This window comes from Neptunomonas qingdaonensis, assembly GCF_900113275.1.
Taxonomy (GTDB): domain Bacteria; phylum Pseudomonadota; class Gammaproteobacteria; order Pseudomonadales; family Balneatricaceae; genus Neptunomonas; species Neptunomonas qingdaonensis.
This window is the reverse complement of sequence record NZ_FOOU01000013.1, coordinates 29,230-41,348: the sequence shown is the minus strand read 5'-3', so window position 1 is coordinate 41,348 and position 12,119 is coordinate 29,230. Positions and strand designations below refer to the sequence as shown.

Genomic DNA, 12,119 nt, shown 5'->3' with positions numbered 1-12,119 from the left:
ACGGCGAGTGGATAAAGTCTGATGCTGAATCGTATCTATAGCTGGGTTGGTTGGGCAATACTGGTGTTATTGCTGTTAGTGGCAATATTGGTCGCGGTTAGCCGTCAGTTCTTGCCTTCTATAGCAGAACATAAATCTACTATTGAGCTTTTCCTTTCTGAAAGAACCGGGGCTGCGGTCAGTATTGGCGAACTTTCGGCGCATTGGGAAGGGCGTTATCCGGTTTTTCAATTGCGCGACATCAGAACCCTGACTGAGTCTGAAGCAGGACCTGATATTAACTTCAGTGTCCGACAGCTGGATGCTGAAGTGGATCTATTGGCATCCTTGTGGTCGCTGTTTCCTGTATTTGCGAAATTATCGGTTGAGCAGACGGAGGTAAACGTCCATCAGCGCGAAGGACGCTGGGGAGCCGCTGCTTCGAATGATAATATGCCTGCCAATGCCTCGGCTTTTGTTCGTCAAATTATCGCGATATTGTCGCGGCAACCTGAAGTCTCCTTTAGCAATGCCAGCTTGTCACTGTACCCGGAGCAGGGCGAGATGCAACGGTTATTCCCGATCACTTTTCTGTTAAACAATGCGGCTGAACAGCACTACCTGCATGGCTCGTTAACATTGCCAGTGGCGGGTAACAGTGAGTCTCAAGTTGAGTTTGCCATTGAAACAGAAAACCTTCCTTTAGATCCGTTGGCGGGCGATTACCGGCTTTATGCAAAAGTCAGTAATCTAGGGCAGCAGTTACTAAACCTGAACCTTATCGAGTTGCCGTTTAGTGTAAAACGCCTTGATATGGGTGCTGAGCTGTGGGGGCGTTGGAATAACCGCAGGCTCGACTCTGTGCAGGGGGCATTACAGATTACTCAGTTGTCTTTTGAGCAAAGTTCGCTGGAGAATATTACGGACAGCGCACTGACTTTTACGCTGCAACCGAGCAACCCCCAACAATTTAATGTCGTTGTATCTGATCTGATTGTTCAGAATAGTAAGGCGAAATTAACTATGCCTTTTGTCTCCGCCGACGTTATCTGGGGTAAAGATGAAGTCGCTTTGCAGCAGATCAATGTGAAGGAGATAGATCTTGGCATGTTGTCAGAATGGTTTACTGATAAGCCCTACCTTCCTGAGAGCCTTAACGATGCGTTGTTAAAACTCAATGCAAAAGGATCTCTGAAAAATCTGCAAATAGCCTGGTCAGATAGACATGATTACTCACGCTTCCAAGGCGCTGCTGATCTGCATCAGGTCAGTGTTGAGAATTATTATGGCGCGCCCGTATTAAAAAATGTAACGGGTCGTTTGGGCTTTACCAAGGATACGGGATCTATTGATCTTAATACTGAAAATTTCCACATGGGTTTTCCTCATCTTTTCCCACAGGGGTGGGAATATAGTCACGCCAAGGGTCGGGTTAACTGGGTTATCGAGAGCAGAGTAGGGCACGAGCGCCCAGTGGTGACGGTTAATAGTAGTTTACTCAATCTTGAAAGTTCAGCAACAACGGCAGCCGGGCGTTTTAGTATGTATCTGCCGTTAGATAGAGAGTATCAGACAGAGCTGACATTATTAATCGGCATGAAGGATACTGATGGTCGCCAGGCTTCTTTATATATTCCTCCTGAAGTCGTTGGCGAGTCGCTGCATCAATGGGTATCTGATGCTATTCAGGGAGGCCATGTTAATGAGGGGATGGTAGTTCTCAGAGCCGGCACCAGGAGCTTACCTGATCGCTTGCCGCCATCCGTGCAGCTCTACTTTGACGTGTCTGATGCGACCGTTAAGTTCCAGCCTGACTGGCCGGTTATCAGTCAGGCCGACCTGAAAGTTCGTCTGGATGAGACGGGATTAGATATTAAAGCAGAGCGTGGCGCATTGCTGAACAGCCGTGCCAGCAGGGTAGAGGTTCAGTTGCCGGCGGGATCGACTGATTTAAGTGTAAAAGCCACAGTAGCGGGAGATGCCGGCGATATTTTGACAGTCTTACGTACCACATCGCTGCACGATAGCGTTGGGGCAGGGCTGGATACCTGGGAACTCAGTGGGAAGCATAATACAGATGTCAGTCTAGTGGTGCCGTTACAGGGAAAAACAACACCTGTGGTGACGGTGAGTTCCCATTTGGCCAATAGCCTATTTCAGGATCGGGCGGCTAAATTGGCTTTTAGTCAGGTAGTTGGCGATATTAAATTTAGTTCAGAAAAAGGCCTCACTAGTAACAATCTTCAGGCAAGCCTAATGAACGCGCCGGTGAGTATTCGTATAGAACCGGTTGTAAAAAGGCAGGGGGTTCCGGCACTTACACGCGTCTACCTTTCCGGTAATATTGGTATTGATGCACTAAAAAAACAGATAGATTTCAATCTGTTACAAAGTGCGGCAGGAAGCGCCGCGATTAATGCACGGCTGGATATTTGTTCCGGTTCTGCCGCGTGTAATAAGCTGGTGATCGACTCCGATCTGAAGGGGGTGTCGTTACAGGCGCCGGTGCCGTTTGGTAAAGAGGCCGCTGCGCTTTTGCCACTGCAGATAGTTGCACAAATAGGTATTACAGACCCTGTCTGGCGCTATAAGCTCGGAGATCAACTTCGTGGTGTGACCAAGGCTATTGACGGTGCGCCACGTACGCGCATTAGTTTTGGTGGTAAGCGTCCTCTTGAGCCATCTGAGCCGGGGCTTTGGATAGAAGGGAGTCTTGCTCTGGTTGATATTGACGTACTAAAAGCCTTTATGATCCGTAACCAGTGGTGGGGTAATGAGAGTTCGTCTTCTTCCCGGGCAGGCCTGAAACAACTTGTTCTGAAAGTAGCGCGATTAAATGCAGGGAGTGTGCAGATCAATGATGTTGATCTGGTGCTGAGTACGGCTCCAGCTACCCATACAGCCATAGGTTTTGCTAGTCCAAAAGTTGCTGGTGAAATAAAAGTGCCTGTTAATTCAGGGCCTTATCAGATCAATCTTGATTATTTGTATCTGAATCAGAATAAGGAGCAGGGAGAGGATTCAGTCAGTAGTAAAAATGGCTCGCGGGTTATAGATACACAAGAGTGGCCAATGATAGACCTTACTATTAAGCAGCTGTATATCGATTCAAAAAAGTTTGGCCATTGGTCGATGCGAATTGAGCCTGATGTTGTGGGTCAGTTGACCATGAAAAACATTCTGGGCAGCTTTAATGACTTCATTATGAAGGGAGAGGCGGGTTGGCGACTGCAGAATAACAATGCCGATAGCTTTGTGAATATGACTTTGGAGGGAGGGGATCTTGGTAGCTTGCTCGGGCACTTTGGCTATAAGGGTGTTATCGAGTCGGAGTTTACGAAGATGCAGAGTGATTTCTCATGGCCAGGGTATCCGTGGGACTTTGAAACAAAGCGCTTGAATGGCCGTTACACTATGCTATTGAAAAAAGGGCGCATTATTGAAACAGGGGAGAGTAGTAATATTTTACGCCTGTTCGGTATTTTGAATCTCAATACTGTTGTTCGTCGTTTGAAGCTTAATTTTACTGATCTTGTTAAAGCCGGTGTGGCTTTTGATAGTATCAGAGCAAACTATTTGTTAAATAATGGTGTTGCCTACAGTCAGGAGCCCCTCACGATGGATGGCCCTTCTGCGAATGTAAACTTGCAGGGTAGTATCAATATCGCTGAGCAAACGTTGGATAGTAAGATGGATGTCGTGTTGCCATTAACCAGTAATGTACCTATTGCAGCCGTTTTACTCGGTGCGCCGCAAATAGCAGGAGCCGTTTTCTTGTTGGATAAACTGATTGGCGATAAATTTGAAAAAGTATCGACATTAACTTACCAGTTATCAGGGGCATGGGCAGAGCCCGAGATTAAAATTGTGACCCCTGGTAGTGCAAAATCGCGTAAGCTTCATCCCGGTTTATCAGGAGATAAATAGTGAGTTGTGTTGCTGTTATACAGATGGTTTCTACGAGTGACCTTAATAGCAATTTACGTGTGGCGGAACGCTTGATCCGCGAGGCTGTGCAGGCGGGTGCAAGATTAGTGCTGTTGCCAGAGAATTTTGCACTCTTTGATAGTCAGCAGCTTTTCAGGTTGGCAAAACATGAAACTGAAGCAGGCAATATAAGCCGTTGGCTGAGTGAGCTTTCGAGGTCTTTAAAGGTATGGATATTTGCCGGCAGTTTTCCGTTACTTGCCGAAACCCCTGAAAGCCAGAAAGTCCGCTCAGCACTGCGGGTATATAACCCAGAAGGTGATGTGGTAGGTCGTTATGATAAACGCCATCTGTTTGATGTGGATGTCAGAGATGGTCACGGCAGTTACCGTGAATCAGATGTGATTGCGCCAGGCAATGAGTTGATCGTGGTGGACACGGAGATGGGGCGGGTGGGTTTGAGCATCTGTTACGACTTGCGTTTTCCTGATCATTTCTGGAAATTGAGAGAGCTGGGCGCAGAGATCATTGTTGTGCCATCTGCCTTTACTAAGGTGACTGGAAAAGCACATTGGGAAGTGTTGTTAAGAGCTCGTGCGATTGAAACACAGTGTTTTGTCCTTGGCGCTAACCAAGGTGGTGTGCATAGCGTCTCACGTGAAACATCAGGTGATTCAATGATTATTGATCCATGGGGCTCGGTACTCTCTCGTTGTGAAAGCGGAGAAGCCGTTGTGTTAGCCGGGTTAGACTTTGAACTGTTGCGCCAAGTGCGGCAGCGTATGCCTGTTCTGCTGCATCGTCGCTAAAATACACAGGCCCGGGGTTGTGTCACTGTTTAACCCCTAAGCCTGTCTGATATTATTGGTTTTCTTCTAATTCTCGTAAATATTTAAATAATTTACGGGCGGCGGCCGGTGGCTTGTTTAGCGCAACTTCTTTCTGCGCATTTCTAACCAACTGGCGAAGGTGTTGAATATCGGTATGCGGGTATTCTGAGATGATAACATCCAGCATGCTGTTGTCTTTATCATTTGCAATCAGGCGGTCACGCCACTTTTCCAGTTTATGGAAAACTTTATTATGCGCCTCTTTTGTAACATCAAAACGGTCGATCGCTTCTGCGATCGCTTCTCCGTCAGCAAAACGCATCAGTTTGCCGATATATTGCATTTGACGACGCAGTGCGCTGCGGTGCGGTAAGGTTTTGGCGAAATCAATAGCGGTGCGCAATGTTTCATCGATAGGGAGCTTATCCAGATGGGCGGGTTTGAGTTCAACCAAACGCTCTCCCAATAACTGCAAAGCTTCCACTTCCCGTTTTTTTTGCGAGCGACTAACGAAGTTTTCGTCATCGTCATCGTCATGCTCTATATTTTCGAAATTATCTTCGTTCATTGTGTTATCCGTAGAAGTAGGTTGCCAGACCTAAAAATGCAAAAAAGCCTACAACATCAGTAATTGTTGTTAATAATACGCTGCCAGCCAAGGCAGGGTCGATTCCCCATGACTTAAGAATCATGGGGAGCAGAGTGCCGGCTAATGCCCCGGCAATCAGATTGATAATGATCGCTAGCCCAATGACTAACCCTATGGTGGTGTCATCAAACCAATAGATGGCCACAGCAGCGACCACAAGTGCCCACAGTACGCCGTTTAAAGTACCAACAAGCAGTTCACGATTTAATAGCCAACCGGCATTTGAGCGTTCTACGTGCCCTAATGCTTGTCCTCGAATCATTAATGTCAGTGTCTGGCTGCCCGCTATTCCTCCCATAGAAGCAACAATAGGCATCAGTACAGCAAGTGCGACGACTTGATTGATGGTGGCTTCAAAAAGCCCGATAACGGCCGAAGCGAGGAGCGCTGTCATCAGGTTGATGCCTAACCAGACGGCGCGCCGTCGGGTGGTTTTCATCAGCGGTGCAAAGGTGTCTTCATCATCATCCAGGCCGGCCATGCTCATCATGGAGTGGTCAGCGTCCTCACGGATTACATCGACCACGTCATCGATGGTGATACGGCCGAGCAATTTGCCTTTTTTATTGACTACGGGTGCTGAGACTAAGTCGTGTTTTTCAAACAGCGATGCCACTTCATCATCAGGCATGTCCACAGGGATCGGCTCGACATCGGTGTTCATGATCTCACGAACAGTAATATCGGGATCGGACACCAGTAGTTTAGTCAGTGGTAACGTGCCGATGTAAGATTCTTTGCGACGACTGACGACAAACAGGCTATCAGTCATTTCCGGAATTTCACTATGGCGGCGAAGATAACGTAATACGGTTTCTACGGTGATATCCGGACGAATAACAACGGTATCCGTATTCATCAGGCCGCCGGCAGTATCTTCCGGATACGCAAGAATGACTTCTAAGCGTTCACGATACTGCTGATCCATGATCTTCAGCAGTTCTTTAGTTACCCGTTCGGGTAGTTGTTGCAAAACATCAGCGACATCATCGGCATCCAGCGTTTCTGTGATGGCAAGAACGCGATCGGTGTCCATTTTGCTGAGGAGGTCTGACTGTATGTCGTCGGCGAGGTATTGAAGTACTTTACCTTCGTTATCCGGGTGTATCAGATTCCAGAGAATTTCACGCTCTTTAGGCGGAGATTTCTCTAGTAAATGTGCTACTTCGGCAGGACGTAGCGAGTTATTAAGCGTAAAACGTGCATGTTGAAAAGCTCCGCTCTCTAAAGAGCGATTGAGTTTATCCAGCGCTGTCGTTTCGTCACTCGTAGCCATATTGCCCTTAACTGCGAAATATCACGGTATTATTTCTTGATGGCGTAGTATAGCGGATTGCGAGGATGGGTTCAGTAATTGCGGCTAGCCATCGGTGTTTATTCTTCTTCGTCGAAGCGATTATTTATCAAGGTTGCAATGGCTGAAATGGCGTCTTCCTGATCAGTACCGTCAGCGGTGATAGTTAGTTCAGTGCCTTTGCTGGCGGCTAGCATCATGACTGACATGATGCTCTTGCCGTCCACTTCCCGGCCGTCTTTAAATATGCGTATATCAGATGAAAAGCGAGTGGTTGTGCTGATTAATTTGGCAGCGGCACGCGCATGCAAGCCCAGTTTATTTATTATGGTTATTTTCAAATCGAGCATAGCGCCCTGTTCCTTTCTGAATAGTAGAACTATATCTAATGTAGTTCACGATGCCTGATATTCACATTATCCATATGTGTTTTAAAATGACTAGCGAGTTGTTCTGTGACATACACAGAGCGGTGTTGTCCACCGGTGCAACCGATACCTACTGTGACATAGCTACGGTTGTTTTTCATGAAGTGGGGTAACCATTTGCTGAGATATTTCTGAAGATCCTCAATCATTTCTTTGACATCTTTTTCTTTATCCAGAAAGTCGATAACCGGCTGGTCACGACCGGTGAATTTTCTTAATTCAGGAATCCAGAAGGGGTTAGGTAAAATCCGCATATCAAACACCATGTCTACATCCATGGGGACACCGTGCTTGAAACCAAAGGATTCAAATTGTAATGAAAGAGACTGTTCGCTGCGTTCTGCGACTCTTAGCTTAATAGAATCTCTAAGATCGTATATAGAGAGGAGGGTCGTATCTATACGCAGATCTGCCAAATCGGCAATGGGTTCTAACAGGGTTCTCTCGTATTCAATAGCGTCAGGTAAATTGCTAACCAGTTCGGCCATAGGATGTCGCCGTCGGGTGGAGCTATACCTTTTAAGCAATGTATCGTGAGAGGCGTCCAGATAAAGTAGCTCTACTGAAATTTGAGTATGTTGTTTAAATTGACGCCAGATATCGGGTAGCTTTTCCAGGTTGCTTGATAAGTTCCTTGCATCAATGCAGGCCGCAATACGAGTTAATTGTGCGTCATCTTCTAGCATGTGGTTAATTAAATCAGGTAAAAGCTTTGCCGGAAGATTATCAATGCAATAGAAACCAACATCTTCAAGCGCCTGGAGTGCAGTACTTTTACCTGAGCCTGATCGCCCGCTGATGATGACAAGTTTCATAAATCCCATCCTATGTTCGAAATAGCTCGGTGGCTACTTCTAATAGCTGTTCTTTTGAGTGGGTGTCTCTTAACTTTGAACGAAGCTCTTCCTGGCTGAATACTTCAGCCAATTTTCCTAATGTGCTTAAGTGATCATCGCATGCTTCTTCAGGAACTAGCAGGAAAAAGAGTAAATCTACCGGTCGGTTATCGATCGCATCAAAGTCGATGGGCTCGGATAAGGAAATAAGAGCGCCGATGGCTTGGTTAACGCCGGCAAGGCGACAGTGCGGTATTGCTACACCCTCGCCAATGCCGGTACTACCCAATCGTTCTCTGCCAATGAGGCCGCTGAAGACCGCTTCCGCGGTGAGGTCATCGTCAGACTCAGCAATGATTTTGCTGACTAACTCAATGATACGTTTTTTGCTTCCGCCTTCAATATTTTGAAGAACGCGTTCAGGTGTTAACAATGACAGAATGGGCATGTGATTTCAGTTTTCAGGTTACTTATGGCTTTTGGTTTTTTCTTTGTGTTTGATTATCTGGCGATCTAGCTTATCAATCAATCCATCAATAGATGCATACATATCATCTTGTTCGCTGGTGGCAAACAGTTCTCCACCGGCAATATGCATATCAGCTTCTGCTTTTTGGCGTTGCTTATCAACGCTTAAGGTCACTTGTACATTGGTAATATTATCGAAATGTCGCTCAAGCTTCTGAAACTTATTATGTACATACTCAGATAACGCTTCAGTTAGTTCTACGTGATGACCTGTAATATTGATTTGCATAGGTATCTCCTTAAACAACGAGAAACAACGACGTTTGTCGTCAGAACATATTCATTAAACCAGACACTTCCTTTCATTAGAAGGAGCAATGCCCATCGCTTCGCGGTATTTTGCAACCGTTCTTCTTGCCACCTGTATCCCTTCCTGGTCTAGCAGTTGTGCAATTTTATTATCACTGAGTGGTTTGGTTGTGCTTTCAGCAGCGATCATTTTTTTAATAACGGCACGGATAGCAGTAGATGATGCCGCGCCTCCATCGTTCGTACTTACATGACTGGAAAAGAAGTACTTTAACTCAAAAATCCCTCGTGGGGTGTGCATGTATTTTTGCGTGGTGACACGAGAGATCGTAGATTCATGCATCTCAACCGCTTCGGCTATATCATGCAAAACCATTGGTTTCATTGCCTCTTCGCCATGCTCAAGGAATTCAGATTGGCGTTCGATAATCTGGCTGGAAACTTTGAGTAACGTTTCGTTACGGCTTTGTAAACTCTTAATAAACCAGCGTGCTTCCTGCAAATGGTTTTTCAGATAGGTGTTATCGGCACTGCTATCCGCACGGCGGATAAGATCTGCGTAACTGGTGTTAATTCTGAGGTTGGGAGAGGATTCCTGGTTGAGTCTGACCGTCCAGACGCCTTGGAATTTCTCAACATAGACATCGGGAATCACGTATTCAGCTTTACTACTCGAAATCATTGAGCCCGGGTAAGGGTTAAGTGACTGAATAAGAACAATAATGGCTTGGAGTTGATCTTCTTTCAGCCTGAGTTTGCGTAACAGTTGTTTGTAATCACGCGTACCCAGTAAGTGAATATATTGCTTGCACAGTGTGAGTGCTTGCGAAAGAAGAGGTGTGTCAGCAGGCAGTTGACGCAATTGAATGCTGAGGCATTCTCCCAGGTCTCTTGAGGCAACACCGGGCGGGTCGAACTGTTGTATACGGTGTAACACTGCTTCGACTTCATCTAATTCGGCTTCGGCAAACAGGTCCGGTTCACTTTCTTTGAAATGTTCCAGAATCTCTTCGGTTGTGGTGCGTAAATAGCCTTCGTTATCAATGCCATCAATGATGGCTTCTGCGATGAGTTGATCGGCAGGGCTCATTGGCGTGAGATTCAGTTGCCAGTTGAGATGATCTTGTAGTGTTTCTTCGGCCGAATCATTGGATTCAAAAAAGGAGTCATCGTCTCGCTGGCCAGAGCTTGTTGTTGATTGAAAGGTATCTTCCCAGGACGAGTCAGTTGAAAGGTCTTCTGGAATGCTGTCGCTCCATTGATCGACAGCAGAGTTGTCGATATTTTCATCTTTTGACGCGTTTGATTCTGCGAAATCGTGATCTTCGCTGGGGGTGGTTATTTCTCGTTGTGCCTCAGATGGCTCGTCAGATTCATCTCCGGTTTCGAGCATGGGGTTGCTGTCCAGCGCTTCTTGTATCTCATGCTGGAGATCAAGCGTGGATAGCTGCAACAAGCGAATAGCTTGTTGTAACTGAGGGGTCATTGTCAGATGTTGACCCATTTTTAGTTGCAATGACTGCTTCATAAAATTACAACGTTACTCCGAAAAACTTGCTTATTGTGCTTACTAAAGAGTACTTACTATTTAAAAATGCTTAAAGTGTAAATGCGTGCCCCAGGTAGGCTGTTCTTACTTGTTCGTTAGCCAGAATTTCTTTAGGTGTACCTTGAGCCAGAATGACGCCTTCACTAACAATATAGGCTTTTTCACAAATATCGAGTGTTTCTCTGACATTATGATCGGTAATTAATATGCCTATCCCTTTTGATTGTAGGTGTTTTATTGTTTGTTTTATATCATTAACTGAGATCGGATCGACACCAGCAAAAGGCTCATCTAATAAAATGAATGTGGGTTCCGATGCGAGCGCCCGGGCAATTTCTACACGACGGCGTTCACCTCCGGACAGACTCATACCAAGGCTGTCGCGAAGGTGTGTGATATGAAACTCGTCAAGCAGGCTTTCCATTTTTTCAGTACGCTGTTCGGCACTTAACTCTTTGCGCATCTCTAAAATGCCCATCAGGTTGTCATGGACTGAGAGTTTGCGGAAGATCGAAGCCTCTTGTGGCAGGTAGCCAATACCTTTGCGGGCGCGTTCATGCATAGGTAGCTTGGTAACATCATCGCTTTGAATACGGATGGCACCTTTATCCGAATTAATCAGTCCGACAATCATGTAAAAGCAGGTTGTTTTTCCCGCACCGTTAGGCCCCAGCAGACCGACAATTTCGCCACTGCGTACTTCCAGGGATACGTCACGTACAACCTGTCGTTTTTTATAGGACTTAGCTAAATGTAAAGCTTGTAAAAGAGTGCTCATCGTTATTGTTTGCCCTTGGGCTGAATGACCATCTGGACGCGCTGCCCAGATGACCCTTTTCCACTGTATGCGTTTACTATGGCTTTATCCATTTGATAAACAATACGTTCACCGCTGAAGGTATCGCCAGCTTGTTCTACGCGTGCTTTTCCGCTGATGGTGACCGTCTGATCTGTAATCTGGTAGTCAAGTTTTTCGCCAAAAGCATCAGTTACCGCTTGACCCGGAGATGGCTGTTGGCGAAAGTTTGCCGGGCTGCCGGTCGCTATGATCTGGCTGACTTCATCATTAATCCGGTAAAGGGAAACGTTGGCAGCACGGATTTCCAGGCTGCCTTGCGTCATTAGCACATTGCCTTTGTAGGTGGTCGTGCCAGTGTTGTCATCGATCTGTGCGCTGTCAGCACTAATGTGTATGGGTTGCTGACGATCAGTTGGCAAAGCGAAACAGAGTGGGCTTAGCCAGGCACTGATAATAATAGTCAGCTGTATGAGTGATCTGTTATTTAACATAGAAAGTGCCTTTAACATCGGAAAGTAACTCTGATGTATTAGTTTTATAGTTAATAATCATGCCAGTGGCTGTCGTGATGTGTGCTTGCTTAGTTATCACGACCGGGGCGCTGGTTTTGGCAATCCCCTGGGCTTGATGCAAGCTCAGTGTAGATGTTTTCAACTCGCTGGATTCTGCGCTTAATGGTTTATGGGTGATGATGACCTGTTCAACCAGATCCAGCTGATCAGTGTCATCAAAGGAGATGCCTGATTGGCTTTGCACTTGCAGGGTGTGCGTGTTTTTTGAGAATAGATTGATGCGAGGTTGCTCAAGTTTGGCTAGTTTGTCCTGAGGGAAATGCTGCAGTGTATCCGCGCTTAAGGTGCGTAGCAGCTCCCCGTTGGAATCAAATTCTTTGGTAGAGACTTCTTTCATAAAGTAATCTACACCATGAGTGATCACTGGCTGAGGCGTATTTGTAACCCTGGTATCAGCGTTCATAATCCAATATGAAAAAACAGGTACGAGCAGCAGCGCAGCCAATGTGATTCTGGTTTTACTGCGCGTAAAAAACATG

At 46.2% G+C, this 12,119-nt stretch carries 12 protein-coding genes; 2 read left to right on the top strand and 10 right to left on the bottom strand.

Features of this window, described 5'->3' with window-relative positions:
- Positions 1–21 precede the first annotated feature (21 nt).
- Together BM099_RS16065 and BM099_RS16060 are read left to right on the top strand one after the other, a co-directional pair.
- Positions 22–3,906, top strand: a complete 3,885-nt coding sequence (locus BM099_RS16065; protein WP_090729381.1) for a YhdP family protein — start codon at positions 22–24, stop codon at positions 3,904–3,906.
- The gene (locus BM099_RS16060; protein ID WP_244889951.1) at positions 3,906–4,715 is read left to right on the top strand and encodes a carbon-nitrogen hydrolase family protein; all 810 of its coding nucleotides are present in this window, start codon (positions 3,906–3,908) and stop codon (positions 4,713–4,715) included. The genes BM099_RS16065 and BM099_RS16060 overlap by 1 nt, the downstream gene beginning before the upstream one ends.
- Positions 4,716–4,767: 52 nt before the next feature.
- Here BM099_RS16060 and yjgA read toward each other — a convergent pair whose 3' ends face one another.
- The 10 genes from yjgA to lptC form a co-directional block, all read right to left on the bottom strand.
- The gene (yjgA, locus tag BM099_RS16055) at positions 4,768–5,304 is read right to left on the bottom strand and encodes a ribosome biogenesis factor YjgA (protein ID WP_090729380.1); all 537 of its coding nucleotides are present in this window, start codon (positions 5,302–5,304) and stop codon (positions 4,768–4,770) included.
- Between the two features lie 4 nt (positions 5,305–5,308).
- Positions 5,309–6,661, bottom strand: coding sequence for a magnesium transporter (gene mgtE, locus BM099_RS16050; protein ID WP_090729378.1), 1,353 nt, complete (start codon positions 6,659–6,661; stop codon positions 5,309–5,311).
- A gap of 98 nt (positions 6,662–6,759) precedes the next feature.
- On the bottom strand, positions 6,760–7,029 hold the full coding sequence (locus BM099_RS16045; protein WP_090729377.1) for an HPr family phosphocarrier protein: 270 nt from the start codon (positions 7,027–7,029) through the stop codon (positions 6,760–6,762).
- 35 nt (positions 7,030–7,064) lie between these two features.
- Complete coding sequence (rapZ, locus tag BM099_RS16040; protein WP_090729375.1) at positions 7,065–7,922, bottom strand: RNase adapter RapZ; 858 nt, start codon at positions 7,920–7,922, stop codon at positions 7,065–7,067.
- Between the two features lie 10 nt (positions 7,923–7,932).
- Positions 7,933–8,391, bottom strand: a complete 459-nt coding sequence (gene ptsN / locus BM099_RS16035) for a PTS IIA-like nitrogen regulatory protein PtsN (protein ID WP_090729374.1) — start codon at positions 8,389–8,391, stop codon at positions 7,933–7,935.
- An 18-nt stretch (positions 8,392–8,409) separates the two neighbouring features.
- Complete coding sequence (hpf, locus tag BM099_RS16030; protein ID WP_090729373.1) at positions 8,410–8,700, bottom strand: ribosome hibernation promoting factor; 291 nt, start codon at positions 8,698–8,700, stop codon at positions 8,410–8,412.
- A 54-nt stretch (positions 8,701–8,754) separates the two neighbouring features.
- Complete coding sequence (locus tag BM099_RS16025; RefSeq protein ID WP_090729371.1) at positions 8,755–10,248, bottom strand: RNA polymerase factor sigma-54; 1,494 nt, start codon at positions 10,246–10,248, stop codon at positions 8,755–8,757.
- A gap of 70 nt (positions 10,249–10,318) precedes the next feature.
- Positions 10,319–11,047, bottom strand: a complete 729-nt coding sequence (gene lptB / locus BM099_RS16020; RefSeq protein ID WP_090729369.1) for an LPS export ABC transporter ATP-binding protein — start codon at positions 11,045–11,047, stop codon at positions 10,319–10,321.
- 2 nt (positions 11,048–11,049) lie between these two features.
- On the bottom strand, positions 11,050–11,559 hold the full coding sequence (gene lptA, locus BM099_RS16015; protein WP_090729367.1) for a lipopolysaccharide transport periplasmic protein LptA: 510 nt from the start codon (positions 11,557–11,559) through the stop codon (positions 11,050–11,052).
- On the bottom strand, positions 11,549–12,118 hold the full coding sequence (lptC, locus tag BM099_RS16010) for an LPS export ABC transporter periplasmic protein LptC (protein WP_090729365.1): 570 nt from the start codon (positions 12,116–12,118) through the stop codon (positions 11,549–11,551). Before lptC ends, lptA begins: the two co-directional genes overlap by 11 nt.
- Position 12,119: the final 1 nt, after the last annotated feature.